Here is a 22628-nt window from a genome sequence, read left to right as displayed (position 1 = left end):
AACTTAAGAAGGCGTAAAGGATGTATCCCGCTTTTCCTCCGCCCGTTCTTTTTCCTTTACGTCCTTAACCTTTTCCTTTTCCTTGATAATTTTAGTTTCCAGTTTGCCCATGAGCTTATCAATCGCGGGGTTGAGCTCGAAATCTGTTTCTTTTAGATGGATTGAGACCCCCCACCGGAAGTTCACCTTGACTTCTGCGGAAAAGTCCTTGGCTTCCTTGGTCAGGGTAACCAACAGATCGATGATCATATTTTCCGCATTGGGGATTCGGGCGATTTTCCGGTCCAAATACTCCCGGGCGTCATCCCTCAGGGTAAAATGGACAGCCTTAACTTCTGTATTCATAATCTTCTCCTTTTTTTGTCTATACTTCTACCGGGTATAGGATGATCCTAGATCCAGTTCATTACGGTATTTAGCAACGGTGCGCCGGGCCAGGGGGATTCCCTTCGTAGAAAGAAGTTCGGTGATTTCCTTATCAGAAAAATGCCGCGCTTCGGTGGTGATAAGTTCCTTAATTATCTCCTTAACCCCCTCTTTGGAATACTGTGATCCGCCCGAACCGGCGCCGCTGATAGAATTGGTAAAGAAATGACGGATTTCAAAAATTCCCCACTCGGTTTGCATGTACTTACCCCGGGCGGTTCGGGATATGGTCGATTCGTTGAGTCCCAGTTCCTGGGCTATGTCCCGCAGGGTCAGGGGGGCGATGTGCTTGGGGCCGTTCACAAAAAAAGGCCGCTGAAATTCTACAATTGCCCGGGAAACCCGCAGGAGGGTATGGTTCCGCTCGTTGATCGACTGGATAAACCACCGGGCTTCTTTGATATTTTCCTTAACAAAGTCCCGAGCGGGTTTATCATCCGCCTTTTCGCCGGGTGTACCGCCGGTATGGCCGGCGATCTTCATGAAAAAAGGGTTGATCCCCAGAACCGGAATCTCCTCATCGTTGAGGATGATAACGAATTCCCCCTCCTTCCGGATCACCTGTACATCGGGAACCACATACCGGGTGGTATCGGCAGCAAAACGCCGGCCGGGGAAGGGGGAAAGCTCCTTGATACGCTCAAAACAGGCGCGTAAATCCTCTTCGGTACGGCCCAGTTTCCGGGTGACCTCCGCAATCCTGCCCCGCTCAAGGGGTTCCAGGTAATCCAAAACATCAATTATTCCCGGGGGCGCCTTGGGAAGGAGGGCTGCCTGGACCCGGAGGCTTTCCCGGTAATCGGCGGTACAGGTCCCCACCGGATCCAGGGAGCGGATCAGGGCGATCACCCCGGCAATATGGGCCGGGTTTTCATGTTTTAGGAGCAGATCCACCGGCTCCTTATGGAAACCGTCTTCGTTCAGGTTCTGGATGAGCAGCTCCCCGATACGGCGGAGCTCATCATCCAGGACTTCAAGTTTAAACTGCCAGAGAAGGTGTTCCTGGAGCGTTTCGGGCCTTGAAAGCGCCCCTTCCAGAAATTTATGCCGTTCCGCGCTCTCCTCATCCCCACCCTTGCGGACAAAACCGGAATCCGAACTGGTCTCAAAATAATCGTATTCTTCCTTCCGTGGGGCATAGGCGGCGTCCAGGGAGAGTAGGGTATGGTCTTCCAAAACCTCCAAGGCGGGGTTCCGTTCTATTTCTTCCTCTATTTTTTCCCGTAAATCAACGATAGGGAGGCCCATCAGCTTGATAGACTGAATCTGCTGGGGATTCAGTCTGAGGCGTTGTTCCTGAATAAAGGATGGACGCTGAAGTTGCACCGATTAGCTCCTAATAGAACTATCATTCCAGTATAGATCTTTGTCAAGCGCAAATACCGGTAATCGCCCTTGTAGATTTTTTTGATAATCATTATTATAATCTTATCCATGAATCAAGATTATTCATCCCTGCGTTTAGGCATAGACGTGGGCTCCACCACGGTAAAAGTGGTCGTAATGGAGCCGGTAAGTAAAAAAATCCTATTTTCCCGATATGAACGGCATAATGCGTACCAATCCGAGACGGTACATACCCTTTTAACCGAAGTTTTCTCCCTTTTCCCCGGGATTGAGTTTAAAACTGCGGTTTGCGGTTCCGGGGGTAAGCCCATTGCGGAGGCCATACACGCCCATTATATCCAGGAGGTGGTGGCAAACGCCATCGCGGTGCGTATTTTCTATCCCCAGGCCCGGGTTGCCGTAGAATTGGGCGGCCAGGACGCCAAGGTGGTCTTTTTTTATTATGACGAAGGGATAAAACGGCTTGTCGCTTCGGATATGCGTATGAACGGGAGCTGCGCCGGGGGAACCGGGGCGTTTATCGACGAAGTGGCTTCCCTCCTGCGGACCCCGGTGGAACAATTTGAAGCCCTGGCCGCGAAGGGTACCGCGGTCTACGATATTTCCGGCCGCTGCGGGGTCTTTGCCAAAACCGATATCCAGCCCCTGCTGAACCAGGGGGGGCTGCCGGAGGATATCGCCCTTTCCGCCTTTCACGCCATTGTCAAACAGACTATCGGCGGCCTTGCCCAGGGGCTTGCGCTTAAGCCTCCTATCATCTTTGAAGGGGGGCCCCTTACCTTTAACCCCACCCTGATCCGGGTCTTTGCCGAAAGGCTCGGCCTTAAGGAAGCGGATATTATCCGCCCGGAAAATCCGGAAACCCTGATAGCCTATGGTACGGCGCTGTCGTTGGACGAAATGTTTTTACAGGAAACTTCGACATTCCAGCCGGAGAAGGCCCTTTCCGCCCTTGCCCATTACCGCGAAACTATCAGCGCCTCCATCCCGGTAACACGAAAGCAGTATTTTGACACCCCCGGGGAGCGCAGCGTATTCGAGGAACGGCATAAACTTCCCGACCTGCCCCATCCTACGGCGGTACAACGGGGGAATACCCTGCGGGTGTATCTGGGGATCGATGCGGGTTCCACCACCTCAAAATTTGTGCTCCTGGATGAAGATGAAAATGTGGTGGACAGCTTTTATTCCAACAATAAAGGTGAGCCCCTGCGGGTTATAAAACAGGCCCTGGTGGATCTGAAAAAGAAGTACGATGATATGGGGGTGACCCTGGAAATAATCGCCATGGGTACCACCGGTTACGGTGAACTGCTCTTCGATAAGGCCTTCGGCGCCGATTACCATACGGTGGAAACCGTGGCCCACGCCGAGGCGGCCCAGAAGTATATGGATGGGGTCACGTTTATCCTGGATATCGGCGGCCAAGATATGAAGGCTATTACCATAGCCGATGGCATCGTTACCAATATTACCCTCAACGAAGCCTGTTCGTCGGGCTGCGGTTCATTCCTGGAGAATTTCGCTTCCAATCTCAATATTCCGGTGAGTAACATTGCGGAAGCTGCCTTTAACGCGAAAAATCCCGCGGAGCTGGGAAGCCGCTGTACGGTGTTTATGAACAGTACTATTATTACGGAACAGAAAAACGGGAAACAGGCGGAGGATATTATGGCCGGCCTGTGCCGTTCCATAATAGAAAATGTGTTTACCAAGGTTATCCGTATATCAAACTTCGCCGAACTGGGAGACAAGATTGTCGTACAGGGGGGTACTTTTAAAAACAATGCGGTACTCCGCGCCCTGGAACAGTACCTGGAGAAGCCGGTAATCCGCGCCCCCTATCCGGGGGAGATGGGGGCAATCGGTATTGCCCTGCTTACAAAAAAACATATCGCCGCCCGGGGTTTCACGTCCCCCCATGGCTCTGCGGACAAGACCCGTTTTATCGGCCTGGATGCCGTGGCGGATTTTGATTATACCCAGGAAACGAATAATAGGTGCAGCTTTTGTACGAACAACTGTAACCGCACTCTGGTCAACTTTTTTTATGGAAAAAATTCCGACGGACCTTCCGGCGGCGGGCGAATGACCTGGGTTACGGGGAATCGCTGCGAGCGGGGAGAGGTAATCGGCAGCCTTGAGGATGCTGCTGTCCGGGAAAAAATTAAACTGATCAATACCCAGATGGATGCGGTTCCGGATATGATTAAGTTCCGGGAAAAACTGCTCTTCGCCGATTATCCGGTTACCCCGGTATGTCCGGATAGAAATATTACCATTGGTCTGCCCCGGGTTTTGGACTTCTGGCGCACCATGCCTTTCTTTACCACCTTTTTTCAAGCCCTGGGCTTTAAGACCAGGATTTCCCACCCCAGTACCCGCAAGCTCTTTGACCGGGGTCTCCAGTCCGTAGCTTCCGATACGGTATGTTTTCCCGCAAAGCTCGTCCACGGGCATATCCACGATTTAATCGCCAGTAAGGTTGATCGTATTTTCCTGCCCCTCTTTGTGCATCTTCCCCCGGATAATCCCGAGCCCCTCAGTACCTATACCTGTCCGGTGCTCAAGGGATATCCCCTGGTGGTGAAATATTCCGACGATCCCCAGCGCAACTGGAACATCCCCCTGGATGATCCGGTTTTCCATTGGTTTAAACAGGATGACCGGGACCGGCAGCTCTGCCGCTATATGCAGGATACCTACGGTATTCCCCGGGAAGCCGTTCTCAACGCCATTGCCCAGGGGGATGCCTCCCTGAAGCGCTTCAATACGGATCTGGTGGTGGAAGGTTCCCGCATTATCGCCGGGGCGGAACGGGAAGGAAAATTCGCCGTGGTTATAACCGGGCGTCATTATCAGTTTGATGAGATGGTAAACCACCAGTTATCCCGTTATTTTACCAACTGGGGCATCCCGGTTATTACGGTGGACGCCCTTGAGGGGCTGAAGGACCTGGAGCTTTCCCGGACCATGCTGGACATTAACAACAGTAACCATGCGCGGCTTCTCTCCGGGGCTATATATACCGCTCAGCATCCCGCCCTTGAGTATGTGCAGATATTCAGTTTCGGCTGCGGGCACGATGCGATTTACACCGATGAGGTAACCCGTATCATGAAGGAGATTTCCGGAAAGGCGCCCCTTATCCTGAAACTCGATGAAAGCGAAGTGGCCGGCCCCCTGCGGATACGGGTCCGTTCCTTTATCGAAACCGTCCAGGCCAGGCGGGAACGGGAAGCGGGCAGGATGGAAATTAAAGCCCTGCAGGATCCCTATCCGGTTAAATTTACCAAGAAAAACAAGGATAAAATATTTCTGATACCCAATGTAAGCCGGTCCTTCTGCAAGGTCATGTCCGCAGCAATCGGAAAGCAGGGCTTCAAGGTTGCCCCCCTGCCCATGGGCGGCAGAGAAGCTATTCAGCTGGGCAAGAAATATGTACACAACGATAGTTGTTTTCCCGCCCAGATGCTTATCGGCGAAGCCCTGGCGGTTTTGAAGAGCGGGGAGTACAATCCCGATGAGGTGGTTGTCGGTACGGGGAAAACCTACTGCGACTGCCGTCTGGTGAACTATATGTTCCTTACCCGCAAAGCCCTGGACGATGCGGGCTACCCCCAGGTGCCGATTTTTTCTACGGACATCCACGATCTTAAAAATATTCACCCGGGGTTTAAATTAAGCGAAATGTCCTTTGCCCGGGCGGGCTGGGGTCTGGTGATGGTAGAAATCCTGGAGGATCTTCGCCGTAAGATCCGCCCCTACGAATTTGAAAAGGGGGAGACCGACCGGGTGTTTGAAGTTTCGGTGGATAAGATCGCCGATGCCCTGAGCCGGGGAGGTATGCTGAGTGCGCTCCGGGCCTATAGAAAGGCTATTAAGGCGGTCCGCGCCGTCCGTTACGACCGGTCCGTACGCAAGCCCCTGGTTTTTATCACCGGGGAATATCTTTTAACCTACCATCCGGGTTCCAATTTTTATATTGAAGAATACCTTGAAAAGAATAATATGGAGGTGGAGCTTCCCCGGATGTACGATATATACCGGAACCTCATGCTTATGCATATCATTTCAAAGTTTAAGAATTATCAGGTGATCTATTCCAAGTTTGAAATGCTGCGGGCCTTTATGGGGGATAAATTTTTTGATATTGCCCTGCGTATTATGGAACTGTCGGCCCGTAAACATCCGCTGTATGAACCCGCCCTGCAATTGCCGGATCTGGCTAAGTATAGTGATCCTATCATAGACCGTTCGATCTGTTCCGGCGAGTCTTTTCTCATGGCCGCAGATATACTGCATCGCGCCTCCCGGGGGGTAAAATCCTTTATCCTCCTGCAGCCCTTTGGCTGCCTGCCCAACCATTTTGCCGGGCGGGGGGTTGTAAAGCGCATTAAGGAAGAGTACCCCGGTATTCAGATCCTTGCCCTGGATTATGACCCGGATACCAGCTTTGCGAACATAGAAAACCGTTTGCAGATGCTGATCATGAATACCCGGAACACTCCGCCGAGCCCAAAGGGCGAGCTTCCCCTCCGGACTGCCTAGGATGTTTAATCCCCTTACCATCGGAACGGACAAGATAGTTTTTCTTTTTTTCTTTTTTTCCCTGAGCGGATGGGTAGGGGAGACCATCATGGAATCTATCGTCCGTAAACGGTTTGTGAGTAAGGGTTTTTTTAAGGGCCCCTGGGTACCGGTCCACGGGTTTGGGGGTTTTGCGGTGTATGCCGCTGGTTTGCCCCTCAAACCCTATCCCCCGCTGGTATTTATTTCCGGCGCCCTGCTTTGTACGGTGGTAGAATACTTGGCTGCCCTTCTTCTGGAAAAGGCCTTTAACAAGAAGTGTTGGGATTATGATACCTATCCTTTTACCTGGTGGTGCAATTACAAAAAACGTATAGCCCTGACCACATCCCTGTTCTTCGGCCTGGTAGCACTGGCCTTGGTGTATTTTTACTGGGATCTGGCCATGGCTCTGATACGTTTTATCGGCCCACGGGCGCTGTTCGGAGTCGATCTGGTTTTTCTTGGGACCTTCGCGGTGGATGCGTTTTTTACCATCCGGCGGTATATACAAAATAAAAAAGCGGGGATACAAAACCCCGTGGATGGGTTGGCATGAAGGATACTCTGCTTTTTGAAAAAATCGCCGCCGGCATTCTTACCGACAGCAAATTCTCTGAATCCAAAAAATTTATCCAGCATGGAAAAATTTCTGTTTATGAACACAGTTTGGACGTGGCGCGCTTAAGTTTTAGTATGGGGGAGTTTTTTAAGATCACCGATACGGAGAGCCTTGTTAAGGCCGCCCTTCTCCATGATTTTTTTCTCTACGACTGGCATGTGCCGGAAAAGATGTGGTCCCTTCACGGATGGACCCATCCTGTCGCTGCCGCAGAAAACGGACGAAAATACTTTAACATATCGGATAAAGAGGCGTCCCTAATCCGGACCCATATGTGGCCCTATACCCTGCTGCACCCGCCGCAATACCGGGAAGGCTGGATAATTTGCCTGGCGGACAAGGTCTGCTCCGCCGCAGAAACCCTGTGCCGGTGGAGAAAGCCTACTGTGGTGCATGGGAGCGGAGTTTCTTCAGTTCAAAAATAATCATGATTCCGGTAAACAGGAACGCCACTCCATCCGCCACCGGAGTTGCAGCAATGGCTCCCCAGAGGCCCCAGATTCTGCTGAAGATGAGTATACAGGGAATAAGGGCAATACACTGGCGCATCAAAGAAAGGACGATTGAAGTTTTCGGCCTGCCGGTGACTACAAAGAAATTGGAAGACACGATCTGGAATCCGTTAAGGGGCAGCATTATCATCATTACCCGCATGGCCCAGGGGGCGAAGCGCATCAGGGCGGGGCTGCCATTCGGGGCGAAGAGGCGTATGAGCTGGACCGGGAACAGTTCCGCCAGGATAAAGCCCAGTGTGGCGATTGCCGTGGCGGCGGCAGTGGCCGCCAGGTATGCCCTGAGGACCCGGTGATACTTCTTTGCCCCGTAGTTGTACCCCAGGATGGGCTGAGCTCCCTGGTTGATCCCGAAGATGGGCATGAGGATAAGCATGAGGATAGACCCATTGATGTTCATCCCCGAGAGGGCGATATCCCCCCCATTGGCTACCCCCAGGGCTTCAACCCCGTACCAGCCCATGGTGGAATTGTAGAGGAGCTGCACCGCGGACATGACAAATTGGAGGAAAAACTGGGCGGAACCGAAGACCATGATCTGGCCCACGATGTTCAGGGATGGCTTAAAGGTCTTGAGCCGGAGCCGGATCACCGCCTTTTTACTAAAATTGAAGGACAGTATCCAGATTGCCGCCGCAAGCTGGGAGATGATGGTTGCCCAAGCGGCCCCTTCCACCCCCCAGTGGAAAACAAAGATAAAAATCGGGTCCAAGATCATGTTCATCCCTGCGCCGATGAACATGCTCAGCATGGTGATGGTGGGGAAGCCCTGGGCTCGGGTACAGTGGGAAAAGCCGAAGCCCACCAGCAAAAAAACCTGCCCAAAAAGGATGATCCGGTAGTAGCTGCGGGCGTAGCTTAGGGCGGTACTTCCCTCTTGGGCCCCTAAAAGGGAAAGAATTGGGTCCAGAAGGGCTAATTCCACGGCCATTAGGATGATTCCCATCCCAATGAGGAGCCAGAAACAATGGTTCAGGGCATTTTCCGCCTCGTCCCGACGGCCCTGGCCAAGGCGCATGGAGATCATGTTCGCCGCGCCGATGCCGAAGAGCATGGAAAAGGACATGGTGATGGTCATTAGGGGCAAAACCAGGGAAAGGCCCCCCAGGGCCACCTCGTTTACCCCCCGGCCAACGAAGATCCGGTCCACCACGTTGTATAGGGCGTTGACAATCATCCCGGTAATAGCCGGAATGGAGAAGCGGAGTAGCAATTTGCCGATTTTTTCTGTTCCCAGCCTATCGGCGGCATCCATGTGGGTGGTAGGTGTATCAGACATTATTGTAGTTTCCCATATATGGAAAACCTTATACAAGCCCCGGGATCCGTCTTGGCATAAAAATTTGGAAAAAAATGTTAACCATTATCAAAAAAGTGTGTTATAGTAGTATAGCAAATTAAATCAAGGAGTTGATTATGAAACGGATGGCGGTTTTTCTCTTTGCTGTCGGTATTACCTTGTCGGCGGCATGGCCGGTGTATGCGCAGAATAAGGTCCCGGAGTACCGTATTGCCTCGGGCCGGTGGGGTTGGACCAACGACAGGTTCTTCCAGAATGATACGGCTGCCCGGTTAGCTAAGGTCAATTTACGGGTTCCCCAAAGCGGGTCCATGGAGTATATATTCAATATTCGTTATGAGGGCGGCGCTGAGGATGGTCATGGCGGAGTGGGGATACATGTGTTCTCGGACACCGCCTATGACAGCGCATCCTGGGGCTGCGGCCATTCCTATCTGCTCTGGCTCAATTATGATGAAAAGCCTATCAGCCGGGATATTCCTGCGGGGCTGAGCGCCCAGGTATACCGCAGTTATACCAATTCCCGGATGGATCTGGTACAGAGTATCAGCCTAAAGGATTACGAGAAATTTCTGACCGCCGAAAACCTGGACACCCCGGTTGTGTTCAGAATCGAAGCGTATGGTAATACCGGTGATATCCGGGTTTACGATCCCACCGATGAAGGTCAGTACTATCTGATCAAAGTAAATCCCCGGGATGTCCCCCTCAAGGGAGACTGGGTCGCCTTAAGGACCAATGGCCTGAAGGCGTCCTTTGCCCCGGGCTTGTAGATTTAACGAGAAAATTCTGTCAAGAACTCCCTGAATTCGGATACATTTCAGGGAGTTTTTCATATCATTCAGAAGCCTATTTCTGGTCCAGATTATACACGCCATCCCAATCATCGGCGGGCGGTTTTTCCCCGTAGGCTATACACCGTTTCAGGTATAAATCTGCCGGTCCGTCGAAGGGCCGGATTTCAAGAACCGCTGCAAAGGCTTCTTCCGCTGCTTTCCAGTTTCGGCTTTCAAATATATCCAGGGCGGTGTTAAAGAGCTCCGCAGTCTTTGTATCTTCCGCAGATGCATCGCCGGCGATGTCTAAAAGTTCGTAGAGCCGGCGGGGTTCATTTTTTCCCACCACCCGTACCTGGTCCAGCCGCCTCAGAAGAAATTCCTCACCGATTTTAGCACGGGTATATTCGCTGATAAGAATTCCCCGGGTATTGTACTGCTTATTTACCCCCTCAAGTCGAGCCGCGAGGTTCACCGCGTCCCCCATGATTGTATAGTCCATCTTATTTGGGGTCCCCATATTACCAACGACCATGTCCCCGGTATTGAGACCCAGGCGGGTAAAAAGCGGTTCCGATTTGTCCTTTTCTGTTATAACGCCCTTTTTCAATAAAGCCTCTATTACTGTATCATTGATCAAGCCTTCTGCAATGGCATCCTTATTGATGGTAATTTCTGCCTTCTTCATTTGAACCGCGGAACGGCAGGCCATAATAGCGTGGGTTGGCAGTTCCAGCGGCGCCCCGAAGAAAGCGATAATCGCGTCCCCTTCGTATTTATCAATGGTCCCCTGGTTGTCCATGATAATATTACTCATCCGGGTCAGATAAAAATTAAGGAGCTGAACCAAGCGGGCAGGGTCTCCAAGGGCCTCTGAAATGGTAGAAAAACTTCTGATGTCGGTAAATATGGCGGTCATATCCCGTTTCTCACCGCCGAGCTGCAGTTTTGAGGGGTCCGCAATGATCTGCTCAATGACCTTTGGGGCAAGGTACCGGGAGAAGGCGGTACGGATAAATCGTTTTTCCTTTTCTGTTCCCATAAACGCAATGGTTTCCCGGAACACAAGTGCCGTAACCAGGGCGAGTACCGGGGCCAGGGGTTCCAGGAAAATACCCTTAAAAATGAAAAGGCCAAGGGAAAAACCGATAAAGAGAACTGCGGCCCCCATTCCCAGGAACAAGCGGATTCCCGGGTTGGCCTTTGTAATGCCGATGGTCACTGCGGGAGCCAACAGGAACAGTATAATTACACTCCAGAAGGAAGGCAGGGGGGTAATAAACGAAGAGGACAGAATAGTGTCCAGTACCACCGCATGGGTACCCACATTAACGTATTCGCCAAAGAAGGGGTTGACCCCAATATCGGTGGTACCCGTGTCGACCCGCCCGACAATGCACAACTTCCCTTCCAGGGTTTCCCTCAAATAGGCGCTGGTTTCTTTTACCGCGGTATGCTCTGTTTCAAGGTATTCAAGAAGGGTTTGGCAGTACCGGGCTTCTTCCAATATATGCGGCTTCACTGTCCGAAGCATTTTCCAAAAGCCCCGCTGTCTCGTTTTCAAGGTAAGTCAAAGCGGTCCCCAGAAATGTTTCCAGGCGGGAAAGGCCGTCGTCACGCTGGGTGAGGTACGCCGCAAAGGCTTCGTCGTTGGTTTCATCTACCGCAAGAGAGCGGGAATCGCCGGCCTTGTTAAAAGCAGCGGCAATGGTTCCGGCGTTTTCTGTAAGATAGGGAAATAAATTCCGGTCCGCAAAAAAAAGGGCATCCAGGTATTGTTCGATATTGGACTGGTATTCCGCAAGCAGGGAAAACCGTACAAAAGAAACATGGGTATAGCTGTCCCGGTAGCTTGTTGCAGGCCAGTCCAACATCATGGCCCCCGTGTCGTCCAGGGGAATGACGATATCGGGAGCGTTCGGGAGGGAAGTCCCTTTCATAATAAGTCTGCGATGCTGTAATTCAATGGATGGATTTCCCAGGGCATCAACTAAGGGTGCAAAGGCAAGCTGTAAATACCAATGGTCCTGAACTTTACGGGTCAGGTATATACGCCGTCTGATACCATCGATGTCAATCTCAACGTTGGTAAACCCCGCCCCCCGAACAGCTCCCATGAACGAAGGAATTGCGGCAAGCACATCAATACTATTCCCGCTCGGAATATCCTCCCCTGCGGTGATAGGGTAGGAAAACTGCTCTTCCGCCAGAACACGCCGCTCCGCCTGCTCCCCGGTAAGGAGGAATTCATCCTGCAGGTTCAGTGTTCCCCAGGCGTGCCCAAACAGAGCGGCGGATCGGGCAAGGTATTCATCATTATCCCTGGTAATACTCAGGGTATCCCGGTAGAGGCCGTCCCTTTCAAGGGCAATGGTTTCCAGTATATCATTGGTATAGCGGGAGGCGTCATTCCCCTGGATTTGTCCCGTGCTGATAGCTTTGAGCAGTTCCGTCACCGTAAGGCCTATTTCGGAGAAGCGCCGGTTATAATCGGCTTGCAGCCCCTTTTGCAAATACACCTCGTCTACCTGGGTAGGGCTTTTGTCGATATACTCAATATCGAAAATAGCGGCCCTGGCGCCGTATTCCTTAAGCCGCAGGAGGCCTTCGGCCATCACCGACCGGGGCCAGGGGAATACCCCGATATGGGCCACCGACTGGTCATCCACATCAAGAAAGACCACATTGCCCAGGCGTTCCCGTTTTGGCCTAAAGCGCAGAAATATATCGTAGACCTTGTGTTCCCCCTGCCGAAAGAAAGGGGTGAGGGAGAGGGCAAAAAACAGAAGGCTTGCTACCAGGGCTACCAGGGCGGATGTTTTATGGATAGTCATAATCCATTATATCCGATCCCCGGGGACTTAGTCATCCATTATTTCCCCCATTGTCTACTTGACTATACCATCTGTTTGGGAATAATTAAAAAGTCCCTTTAGCCCACAAGTACAAAGGAATTGAACATGAAAAAGAGGTATGTTTCGCTTTCATTGCAGATTCTGTTACTGTGTCTTGGTTTGGTACTGACGATCTCCACGATTTTTTCCGTAATTTTTATGACCAACCTGTCCAAAATTACGGAAAAAAACCTCCGTTCCAATGCGGATATCACCATGCGCTACCTGAATGCGGACATACAGAACGCCCTGGCCCCGGCGATTCAGATGACCACCCAGGCGGCCTCCTTTGCGGCGGATGTTCCTTCCCTGGAATCCTTTGACCGCATCCTCAAGGATATACTTTCCACCAATTCCACGGTTTTTGAAATGTATTTTGGAACCCTTGCTTCCCGTTTTGACGGTGGCTATTTTGTTACCGCCACAGACTGGGCGCCCTATAGGGATTCCGAAACCTGGGATCAGGTTAAGCGCCCCTGGTTTATTACCGCCATACAGTCCCCCGGTCAAATTATTCTTACCGACCCCTATGAAGATTCCCAAACCGGGAAGATATGCGTCTCCATAGTCCGGACCGCCGAAGATGCGGCGGGGCAGATCATCGGGGTAGTCGGGGTCGACGTGTTTATGGATGTCCTGGTGGATCTGGTCAATGCCCGGAAGATCACCTCTGACGGCCGGAGCTTCCTTATTGACGCTGACGGCTTGTTCCTGACCCATAGCGATTCAAGCTATATTATGCAGCGTAATTTCTTTGATACTATAGATAAAACTATCAGCCGGGAATCGGTATTAGCAAAGAGTGGGACGGTATCCCTTACCAGGGATACCTACGTCTGTTCTGCCCCGGTAGCCGGGACGGAATGGTTCATGGTTTCAACCGGGTCCCTTGGGGTGCTGCAGGAGGACGCACAGGCTCTGCTGCGTCTCATCATTTTAACCGCCGTCTTGATTGCAGTATTGGTGTCTATTGCCGCAATTTTTATGAGTACCGCTATTACCCGTCCCTTTAAAGAGCTGGTAAAATGTTTCGATGTTATTGCCAGCGGGGATTTGAGCATTGAATCCGGGGACTATAGCTCTAAAGAAGCGTCCGCCCTTTCCCAGGGTTTCAATAATTTTACCGGAGGCATCAGCGGCCTGGTAAAAAAGATACAGGATTCCTCGACTTCGATACAGCAGATCGCGGATAATTTATCAAACTCGGCGGGGATAACCCGGGAAACTATTTCCAGCGCCAGGGAAGTGGTAGAATCTATCCGTACGGACATAAACCGGGAGAACCAATCCATCAGCGAATCCGAATCTAAGGTTCTCAATATTATGAACGAGATAGAACGGCTCAACGAAAAAATAAACGGCCAGGGCAACGCCATAAGCGACGCTTCTTCGGCAATGGAAGAGATGGCCGCCAGTATTCGTTCTGTGGAGCAGAGCGCTTTATCGATGAGCGCCAATGTGGAAGAATTGGTACGCTCCTCGGCGGAAGAAAAAAAGCGGCTGTCGGAAGTAGCGGAAGCGACCAAGCAGGTTGAGCTTGAATCCCAATCCCTGGCGGAAATGAACAAGGTTATTTCTGATGTGGCAACCCAGACTAATTTATTGAGCATGAACGCCGCCATAGAGGCGGCCCACGCAGGGGAAGCGGGCAGGGGTTTTGCGGTGGTAGCCCAGGAAATCCGCAAACTGGCGGAGGCCACTTCCCAGCAGTCAAAAAATTCCAGCGAAGCCCTCCTGTCGATTCAGAAAAAGATACGGGGAATCGCCACCGCTTCCATCGAAGTGGAGCAGTCCTTTGTGCAAACCATTGAAAAGATACAGAATGTTGAAAAGATTTCCACCCGTTTACACGACGCTACCCGTGAACAAAGCATAGGGGCGGAACAGATAGTACGCTCTAACCAGATAATCAACACCATTACGGTGGACGTTAAAAACGGCGCTTCGGTTATGAAAACCGAAGCTTCATCGGCGTCCAATCTATGCCGTTCCCTTACAGAATTAAGCCTTGGGGTAGCGGAAAAGGTTACGACCTGTGAGCGCGACTTTAATACCCTGTCGGATCATTCCAGTTCGGTGGTCCAATTCGCAGAAAGCGCCGGGCATGGCGTTGCAGGCTTGGATGAATCGATTAGTATATTTAAGGTTAGGGCGATGTAGGTAAGGCTCCGGGGGGATGGAAGGCGCATAGGGGAGGCTGCCGTGAAGCAGCCTCCCTTCGTTTATCCTTTCGGACGGTATATTGATATATTTATTTGAAAAAAATATTGGCCCATCATTCTATGATAGATCACCGGTGCTATACTCAAAAACATGAATAACCTTTTAGCGCAAATAGATGCCTCCGCGGTACTGCCGATGATAATCGGCCTTTACGGAATAACCATGCTCAGCACGGTTTACAAGAATGTCTTTATAAACCTGTTTCAATGGGTTTATAAGCAGTGTACCACCACCATGTATGTTGGCAATAATAACTGGTGCTATTATATGCTGATGAATCTCTTTGAAAGCGGAAAAACCGTGAAAAAGCTGCGTATCATACGGCTGCTCAACGGCAAATGGGGGGAAGCAAAGAATATCTGTATCGGCATTGGGGAAGGAACACACCTGCTGCGGTTCAGGAACAAATGGGTCCTTATCAGGGTGCATGAAAATGAGACCATGTCACTTGAGGAAAAATTTACTTTCTCCATGACCATAATAGGCAGAGATTCCCGTTATTTTCCAGAATTGCGGAACACCCTTATCTATATGAAAAATAATAAATCGGATCCGGAGAAAACTATTGTGTACACCTTTGAACAGGAGGATAAATATTGGAAGGAATGTTCCCGTATTGATAAGCGGACATTTGGCACCATATTTATGGACCAGGCCGACATTTCAAAAACCCTGGAAGCCATAGGGTCTTTTTATACCAACAAGGCTTGGTACCTCAGTCGGGGTATCCCCTACCAGTTTGGCATCCTGCTCTACGGTCCTCCGGGAACCGGCAAGAGCAGTTTGATAAAGGCAATCGCCGCCCATTTTAACAAAAACCTCTGTGTATTAAACGCCGGTGATCTGCAAAATTTTGCCCATGCCGCCGCCGATTTGCCCAACAACTGTATCTTTACGGTTGAAGATATTGACAGCAATAAAATAGTCCGGCCCCGGGAAGACACGGCAAAAGCGGTTACTGATACTGAACAGCAAATATTGAAGATAAGCAGTCCGTTTACGAAGGGACAAAACAGTTTTAACACGACAAATCTTGCGGACATCCTGAATGCCATTGACGGCATTACCGCTCCGGCGGGCAGGTTATTAATACTAACCACAAACCACCCGGAAAAATTGGATCCCGCTCTGCTGCGGCCCGGCCGGATCGATCTCAAGGTCAATGTTGGCTATGTTACCAAGGCGGCGTTTATCCGCTTTATTGAGTGTTTTTATGAAACGATCCTTGGGGATACAAATTTTGATTTTACCGGCGCCAATGTTACGGTGGCGTCTTTGCAGAATGATTTTCTGGTTAATAAGTTAACGCTGGAGGAGATGATGGGGAAGTATACTAACGGAGGGCGGAAGATTCGGAGTATTGCGTGAAGGGAATATTTTATGAAGGTTTTTTCAAAAAAACATAATCTGTGTTGGCTTGACACAAACCATAAAAGAGGATATAAAATAAACCATAAAGGTATTTTGAGCAATCGCTTTTTGGCTTGTACGGTCATTTTTCTTTATGCAAAGAGGTAACTAACTAAGCAAGGAGCTTGTTATGGCAGTTTATCAGTGTAGCAAATGTGGCAAGGTTGTTCGTAATGCAACAACTCCACAGAATTCGACAACATGTGAGGGGAAACACTTCCACTCATGGACAAAAATCACCGATGATGGTGATGCGACATATGAATGCCGCAAATGTGGACTGACGATTGAAAGATGTAAATCAACACCGCAGAACACCACAACTTGTGAGGGCAAACATTTCCATACATGGCACAAAATGTAAAGATAGCGCCAGTGCGTTAACAATTGTTTCCTGATAGGGGAGGGAAATACGGAAAACAATGGGCTTTATTGGTATGGTAGAAAGAGACAAAACAGGCGGAGGCAAGGATGAAAAGCGCAAAACGTTCTGTCGTCTCTGCGGATGAACTGAGCGGTGCGAACATTCCCTCGTCGGGGGAATGGGACATGCTCTTGCGGTGGTCGTCTCTGCGGAAAGCGGCGAATGACGCGAAAGACTGGGACGAGGCAATCACGTTTGCAACCCGGCTTGCCCAGGGCGCCCCAGAGGATCTCAAGTCGTTGGCGAAACACAATCTGGCCGCCGTTTATAGTAAGCGTGGCGAAGCGGCGCATACGGCGGAGAACAACGCGGCGGCTATTGCCAACTTCAGTAAAGCCATCGATCTATGCCCATCTGAAGCTATGGGTTACTACCGGCGCGGGTTGTGCTACAGTTGCAATGGGAACTACGGCAAGGCTGTCGCGGACTTCATGAAAGCCTGCGAACTTAACCCGGAGTACAAGGACTACCAAAAAGCCCTCGCCAGCGCCAACGAAAAAGCGGCGCAGATGGCGGGTACGGCCGAAGAGTTTGCTGAGTGCGGCAAAGCGTTTTTCGCAGTTCATGACGAAGACAAGGCTATCCTTGCCTACACGAAAGCCGTCGAATTGGATCCCTCCAACATACGCTACAAGAGCACCCTCGCCGATGCCTGTTTTAGTCGGGGCGTACGCTTCAAATTCTTGGATGATGACTATGAGGCTGCTGCCGCGGACTACGCCAAAGCCTGCGAACTTGATCCGGACAACGAGGGATACAAAGAAAGTCTCGCCGGAAAAATTAGTAACGCCGGAGAAGATGATGGAGAAGTATACTAATATTTGACAACCAAATTGAATAAAGGGAACCTTATACTATGACCGAAGAAAAGACATATAAAGAATGGCTTGCGGCAGTAAAAATTGACCATAATGCACTTTCTGAAGTACCTGAAAAATTATGGACAAATGAATTATGTCTCGAAGCTGTTAAAAAAGATTATGCGGCTCTTTTTTATATATCATCGGAAAGGTATTTAACTAAAGAAGTTTGTGTTGAAGCATATAAACAAAGCCCAAGTTCAATTAGGTATGTGCATAAAGATTTACGACCTATTTATGCTAAACATACTGAAGGAGAAGAAAAATGAATGATGCTATAGTACGGTATCCTTAGAGTAATGGGTTAGGTCCAGAGTCCACACAAAAAACACCATCCGGCAATGTAAGACTTGTATAATCTGGGAGCATTTGGTATGATTTTTATGTCTGGTTATACTAATAAATTGACTTTAGGAGCATATAATGAAGAAAAAGCAAGAACTAAATTATAAAAGGGCTATTATAGCTACAATTTTTGCGATAATTATATTTGGCGCTATTTCTGTTATTTTTGGTATTATGCCTTGGAATGTTCTGCCTGCAAACTACATGGGGGCAGCATTAGGCGCCCTTATTGGCGCATTAATTACACTTGTTTTATTAAAAGGGCAAACAGCCGTAGAAGAACAAAAGGGCAAAGACATAAGGATTTTGGAAAGGAAAATAGACGTTTTTCAGAATTATATAAAAGACGTTTGGAAAGTTTGGGAAGCTTCGATTACTATTGAAATATTCAGAGAGCTTACTTTAAAATATTACCAGGATTTAATGATGTATTTAGATAACGATCAGGCTCGAACTATTGGAGATGCATTAACAGATATGGGAAAAAGGATTCAAAAGAGCACTTTCGACGACACAGAGAAGGTACACAAAGAAATAGTTCTTATTATAAATACATTAATTAAGGAAATAGATCTTGGTGGAGAGATAATTGAAGACATAATGGAAGAACACGATATAATTGTATTTCCGCACCTCTTTAGGAATTCGATTCTAGATAAACTAAATGAGGCATTGAAAGTAAATGATGAGACTTCAATATTTAATGAAGGAAAATATGAGCCTATCCGGGAAAATGATCAAGACCGTGAGTTTATTGCATTTGAAATGAAGAAATTCAGCGATGTTTTTTTGTCTATTTGGGTTGGAGGAGATGTCAAGAAAACAGAAATGGCATTTATGGCAAGCGATAAGCTTGATGCGGAATTCTATCGTCGGAGAGAACATCCAGGTAAAATGCGTTACAGATTTGGTAACCGAGTGGATTTATCTGTACCGATCCCCAACGACGAAGATAATACCGCTGCTCCACTCCTTGATTTTAACAATGTGGAGTCTATAAAAGTGTTCCGGAAGAAAAAACGCGACTTCCCAAGTACTCTCGCAAAACGAGTATTGTATCGTCTTGTTGAATGGAAAGAAGAAAATCTCGGAATAGTCGAATTCTTTGAAAAGAAACTCGGACAAGAGGAAGCCAAATGATCATAGGGAGTATGGTTAATCAAAACCCCAACGAAAGAGTATTCTATTATCATTTTGTTTCTCCCGTTTTATCAGTTATAACGGCATAAAGCTCTGTAATATGCCTTTCCCAGGATGCAACCAGCTGCGCCGGTTCTATCGGCGCAGCGTTACAGCCAAAGGAAAGTACCCAGGAAAGCACTTTATCAAACTGGGTGCTTGAAAAACTTAGGATAAAACATTCATCCCCGGTATCTTCTATCTTTTGATCCTCTGCCCATTGGCGTTCTTCAATCGCAGGGAGGACATCATTGGAAAATTGAATGCGGTAATTTTGCTTTTTACCTTCAAAAATACCAAAATGGCTGTTATTATTTTTTGCATTATAATCAAAATCCTGGGGGAGTTTAAATGTTTCATTGGTGAGGGATGCATTTTTCATTCTTTGTAATGAGAACAGCCTTGTTGCTTCCCGCTCCTCCGAATAGCCGTAAAGATACCAGATACCCGTATCAAAGAGCAGCTGATAGGGCCGAACAAGCCGGGTATTGTACTCGGCATCCCAATGGCCTTTATAGTCAAAGGTAATGACCCGGTTATCCCGTAACCCTGTTGTAATTACTTCCCATATTTCAGGCTTTACCGGCGCCGAGGCTACTGATGGGACAATAATCCTCTTTTCATACCAGGCGGATTTTTCAGTTTCAGGAATATCATCATTGGACAATGGCGCCGTAATATCTTCTATAAGATGTTTTGCCGATTCATAGAGGGGCGTATTTTTGTATAATTCCAATAGAGATTTAGCCATCCCCAGGGCCAGCATGTCATTTGACGCAGCATAACGGGCCGGCAGCCTGAATCCCTTCTCGGAAAAGTACCAGCCCCGTTCCTTTGCATCGTACTCAATGGGGGCGTTTAATCTATCCCGCATGTACTCAATATCCCGGTAAATAGTGGCCGTTCCGCATCCGTATTTTTCGGCCAGATCATTGACATTGGGATAGCTCCCGGAAGCAATCTGCCGTTCTATGGAGTAAATCCTTGCCAAGGTCGCTCTTGGTATACTTTTTCTTGTTTCCATATCTGCTATTATACTCCTTCGCTCACCTTATTCGTCAATCTCCACTACCGTTACCTTCAAACCGGTAATAATTGCGGCAATATCCCAACGCGGCTCTCCTGACGCATCGTGATTTCGTATTACCAGGTAATTTTTTGTTGCCGTTGCACTTCCGCTGATTTGTAATGTTGCTTCATAACTAAAAATACCGGGTCCTCTTTCTGCAGATTTGGAATCCTGCTCCGTTATATCATCCCATGAATCATCCAACCTGTCGCCCTTTATCGAAATTGAAAATTTCTCGATTTCTTTATCAAGATTTCCACGAACAGTAATTTTGTAACTTTTCCCCGCTTCTACTTTTTGTGGAAAATATGACGCTAAATCGAAAGTCCCTTCCCAATGGTCGTTGTCCAGGAACAGTACCATGGTATCATTGGCAAGCTCGTCAATGGTGATTTTGACGTTTGTCAATGTTGCCTCAACCTGACCACGCTCTGTCACGGCGGCATCCCTATTGTTTATCCGGATATATCCGTAGTTAGAATCATTTTCATCAAAATCAGTTAAAGTTTCAACCAGCCCTTTGGATGTAAAAGTTCCGGAAACACTTTTTCTCCCATTTCCCCAGGCAATGTCTTTCCAGTTCCATCCGTCATTAGCGATCCAGTCTATTTCAAAATCATCCAGGGCTTTATCCGTCGTACCCGTAAAAGTAACCATGTACTGGGTATTAGTTTTTGCCACGCCGTTCGGTACACAGGCAGATAATTTGACTTGTCCCTGAGTTGTCCACTCACTGCCGCTGTAGCCGTCATCATCTGTCCATGTATCTCCAATCAGTTTTAATGTTGGATAGCTTGTGGTTCTTAACGTTTCAACCCCGTCTCCACCACCATCGGTCGGTTGGTCGCACCCGATAAACATCAATCCCAATACCAGCGCCATGCCGAGCATTGCCGTTAAAAAAAGGCCTTTTTTCATCGTATAACTCCTTTGCGTTTTTTATGTTCCGCATCTGGTATTATACGCCTTTGGTTAATCATGGGATGATGGGGCAAAATATTTCGTAAGATTTTTTTGGCAATATTTTTGTGATGGCATTGTCACCACAACGGTTTTAAAGAAGCTGCATTGAAAGAGTTTTATGTGCCAGAATTAATTTACAATAGATTGTGAACGCCCCTTGTTGGGGTAGTCCTTACATAATTCCTTGCAACGTAAAGAATTACAAAATACCGGCAAAGAGACTTGAACTCTTACACGCTTGCGCGCAATAGATTTTGAGTCTATCGTGTCTACCATTCCACCATGCCGGCAAAAGTACATCGTTAAATAACCTAAGCGCTTAGGTTATTCATCTTACCAATATAGCGCTTTTTAGTCAAATAGTTTCCGGCATTCCAGATAAAAGCGTTTTTCCAAAGCCTCTCCCATGGAAAAGCTCTTCCGCGGCAGGGGGCCGGAACGGGCTACGGTTTGGAAGAGCCCCGCTTTCTTTACCGGCGGGAGCAGGATGCCCGTTACGGGTCTTTCGCCAACCGCGGGCTTCTCCCCATCGGCGATGCGAAAAAGCTCCTTTTCCCCGTGTATGTAGTCGATGACGGGTCCGCCATCCCGGCCGGTATCGCTGATAACGCGGTCCAGCAGGGGCTGGAGTCCCTCCGTGGCGATGCCCGTGGTTTCGGTTTCAACCAGGATGTACCGGCCTTCGCCGATAAGCCCGTAGCGGTTCCCCGCAGCGGTGTCTGTCACCAGTTGGGAAAGCTCCGCCGGGCTTGCCACGGTATGGCTGGAAAAACCCGGCAGTTCGCTCAGGGCGGCTCGGATTTCCTCCAAGCCAGAGCCGAAGATGACCCGGTGTATAGGCTCAAAGGCAATTCCCGGATCGTAGATGTTTTCCAATTCGACAAGGGCATACCGGGCAGGGTGCTGCTCAAGGCCCCCTTCGCCTGTATGGGCTTGCTTATACTCTTCCCAGACCGCTTTGGCAGTGGCCAGGGAATGGTTGCCGTCACCTACGGCATAGAGGAAGGGGTTTCCGCCGCCGTACCGGGTTTTCGATCTTCCCGCCAGTTCCTCAAGCCCTTCCGTAAGAACCATCCAGTCCGTTTCGGTATCCAGGGCCCAGCCGGAAATCTCCCCTGCGCCGAGCATGAGCGGGGTATGGTAGAGGGGGTCCCCTTTTTTGGCCCGTTCACCCAGGGCGGGGATCAGGTAGTCCGTCTCGTCGTCGATGAGCAGGAGTATGTGGGGCGTTTCCAGCGGGGCGGAGCGGCGCACCTCCATCCGGGGGGGGATCCGTTCGGGAACGGTTCCTTCGGTGGCCCGAATCAGCCTTTGAGACCCGGGTTTCCAGTCGTAGTGTTCCAGGTCAATGGCCAGGACTAAGCCCCGGCGGCGCTGGTGATGGGGGGTACTTCGTTCAATATAGATACAACCCTGTTGTAGCGGGGCCAGAACGCCATCGGCTAAATAGGATGCCATGGTCCGGTGGATGTTCCGGATCCGGTCTTCCCGGCCGGCGTCATCCAGATACACCTCGGGAAATATCATGTTAAGGGCGGAAGGGGAGGGGGCTGCGGTTTTCCTGACATCCTCCCAATAGGATCGATCCTGGGTAAACTGGTCACAGGCAATAACCGCCCATTTTTCCAGGTCCACATCCCCGCCGGGAAGGGTTATTTCGGGTATCATCGTACCTAGGGCAGCAAGCCGTCTTTTTGAATCGGTCATTA

17 protein-coding genes and 1 tRNA gene are annotated in these 22628 nt (G+C 49.4%); 9 read left to right on the top strand and 9 right to left on the bottom strand.

From position 1 onward, the window contains the following. Positions 1 to 3: 3 nt before the first annotated feature. Together hpf and rpoN are read right to left on the bottom strand one after the other, a co-directional pair. The gene (hpf, locus tag TPRIMZ1_RS0104600; RefSeq protein WP_010255696.1) at positions 4 to 345 is read right to left on the bottom strand and encodes a ribosome hibernation-promoting factor, HPF/YfiA family; all 342 of its coding nucleotides are present in this window, start codon (positions 343 to 345) and stop codon (positions 4 to 6) included. Positions 346 to 372: 27 nt separating this feature from the next. Then, positions 373 to 1752, bottom strand: a complete 1380-nt coding sequence (gene rpoN / locus TPRIMZ1_RS0104595) for an RNA polymerase factor sigma-54 (RefSeq protein ID WP_010255694.1) — start codon at positions 1750 to 1752, stop codon at positions 373 to 375. A 108-nt stretch (positions 1753 to 1860) separates the two neighbouring features. Here rpoN and TPRIMZ1_RS0104590 point away from each other — a divergent pair, with 108 nt between their 5' ends. The 3 genes from TPRIMZ1_RS0104590 to TPRIMZ1_RS0104580 are packed head-to-tail and all read left to right on the top strand — an operon-like array spanning position 1861 to position 7389. Next, on the top strand, positions 1861 to 6324 hold the full coding sequence (locus tag TPRIMZ1_RS0104590; protein WP_038077864.1) for an acyl-CoA dehydratase activase: 4464 nt from the start codon (positions 1861 to 1863) through the stop codon (positions 6322 to 6324). A gap of 1 nt (position 6325) precedes the next feature. Further along, entirely contained in the window at positions 6326 to 6901 is a 576-nt protein-coding gene (locus TPRIMZ1_RS0104585; RefSeq protein ID WP_010255691.1) for a putative ABC transporter permease, read from the top strand. Continuing rightward, positions 6898 to 7389, top strand: coding sequence for an HD domain-containing protein (locus tag TPRIMZ1_RS0104580; RefSeq protein ID WP_010255689.1), 492 nt, complete (start codon positions 6898 to 6900; stop codon positions 7387 to 7389). Before TPRIMZ1_RS0104585 ends, TPRIMZ1_RS0104580 begins: the two co-directional genes overlap by 4 nt. Here the strand turns inward: TPRIMZ1_RS0104580 and TPRIMZ1_RS0104575 are convergent. Next, positions 7346 to 8755: an MATE family efflux transporter gene (locus TPRIMZ1_RS0104575; protein WP_010255686.1), complete on the bottom strand. Its 1410-nt coding sequence runs from the start codon at positions 8753 to 8755 to the stop codon at positions 7346 to 7348. The two genes, TPRIMZ1_RS0104580 and TPRIMZ1_RS0104575, sit on opposite strands and share 44 nt — an antisense overlap. Before the next feature lie 137 nt (positions 8756 to 8892). Here TPRIMZ1_RS0104575 and TPRIMZ1_RS0104565 point away from each other — a divergent pair, with 137 nt between their 5' ends. Further along, a complete protein-coding gene (locus tag TPRIMZ1_RS0104565; protein ID WP_010255682.1) occupies positions 8893 to 9549 on the top strand; it encodes a hypothetical protein in 657 nt (218 codons plus the stop codon). Between the two features lie 76 nt (positions 9550 to 9625). Here the strand turns inward: TPRIMZ1_RS0104565 and TPRIMZ1_RS20820 are convergent, their stop codons facing one another. After that, the gene (locus TPRIMZ1_RS20820; protein ID WP_232616738.1) at positions 9626 to 11086 is read right to left on the bottom strand and encodes an adenylate/guanylate cyclase domain-containing protein; all 1461 of its coding nucleotides are present in this window, start codon (positions 11084 to 11086) and stop codon (positions 9626 to 9628) included. Continuing rightward, positions 11025 to 12386, bottom strand: a complete 1362-nt coding sequence (locus TPRIMZ1_RS20815) for a CHASE2 domain-containing protein (protein WP_038077845.1) — start codon at positions 12384 to 12386, stop codon at positions 11025 to 11027. The genes TPRIMZ1_RS20820 and TPRIMZ1_RS20815 overlap by 62 nt, the downstream gene beginning before the upstream one ends. A 126-nt stretch (positions 12387 to 12512) precedes the next feature. Between TPRIMZ1_RS20815 and TPRIMZ1_RS0104555 the strand changes: the two genes are divergently transcribed. The 5 genes from TPRIMZ1_RS0104555 to TPRIMZ1_RS0104535 all read left to right on the top strand — a co-directional run bounded on the left by TPRIMZ1_RS0104555 (position 12513) and on the right by TPRIMZ1_RS0104535 (position 18848). Next, entirely contained in the window at positions 12513 to 14606 is a 2094-nt protein-coding gene (locus tag TPRIMZ1_RS0104555; RefSeq protein ID WP_010255680.1) for a methyl-accepting chemotaxis protein, read from the top strand. A 153-nt stretch (positions 14607 to 14759) separates the two neighbouring features. After that, a complete protein-coding gene (locus TPRIMZ1_RS0104550; RefSeq protein ID WP_010255677.1) occupies positions 14760 to 16037 on the top strand; it encodes an AAA family ATPase in 1278 nt (425 codons plus the stop codon). Between the two features lie 513 nt (positions 16038 to 16550). Further along, a complete protein-coding gene (locus TPRIMZ1_RS0104545; RefSeq protein WP_010255675.1) occupies positions 16551 to 17321 on the top strand; it encodes a tetratricopeptide repeat protein in 771 nt (256 codons plus the stop codon). A 38-nt stretch (positions 17322 to 17359) separates the two neighbouring features. After that, the gene (locus TPRIMZ1_RS0104540; protein WP_010255672.1) at positions 17360 to 17632 is read left to right on the top strand and encodes a DUF4116 domain-containing protein; all 273 of its coding nucleotides are present in this window, start codon (positions 17360 to 17362) and stop codon (positions 17630 to 17632) included. Positions 17633 to 17786: 154 nt separating this feature from the next. After that, entirely contained in the window at positions 17787 to 18848 is a 1062-nt protein-coding gene (locus TPRIMZ1_RS0104535; RefSeq protein WP_010255670.1) for a hypothetical protein, read from the top strand. 49 nt (positions 18849 to 18897) lie between these two features. Here the strand turns inward: TPRIMZ1_RS0104535 and TPRIMZ1_RS0104530 are convergent, their stop codons facing one another. From TPRIMZ1_RS0104530 to TPRIMZ1_RS0104515, 4 genes are all read right to left on the bottom strand, one after another. After that, positions 18898 to 19878: a helix-turn-helix transcriptional regulator gene (locus TPRIMZ1_RS0104530; RefSeq protein WP_232616737.1), complete on the bottom strand. Its 981-nt coding sequence runs from the start codon at positions 19876 to 19878 to the stop codon at positions 18898 to 18900. Positions 19879 to 19938: 60 nt separating this feature from the next. Continuing rightward, a complete protein-coding gene (locus TPRIMZ1_RS0104525; protein WP_010255665.1) occupies positions 19939 to 20874 on the bottom strand; it encodes a hypothetical protein in 936 nt (311 codons plus the stop codon). A 252-nt stretch (positions 20875 to 21126) separates the two neighbouring features. Further along, positions 21127 to 21209 (bottom strand) — tRNA-Leu (locus tag TPRIMZ1_RS0104520). A 61-nt stretch (positions 21210 to 21270) separates the two neighbouring features. Continuing rightward, a complete protein-coding gene (locus tag TPRIMZ1_RS0104515) occupies positions 21271 to 22626 on the bottom strand; it encodes a DUF1015 domain-containing protein (RefSeq protein ID WP_010255663.1) in 1356 nt (451 codons plus the stop codon). Positions 22627 to 22628: the final 2 nt, after the last annotated feature.

Source organism: Treponema primitia ZAS-1, from assembly GCF_000297095.1.
In the GTDB taxonomy this organism is placed as follows: Bacteria; Spirochaetota; Spirochaetia; order Treponematales; family Breznakiellaceae; genus Termitinema; species Termitinema primitia_A.
This window is presented reverse-complemented; position numbering and strand designations above follow the sequence as displayed.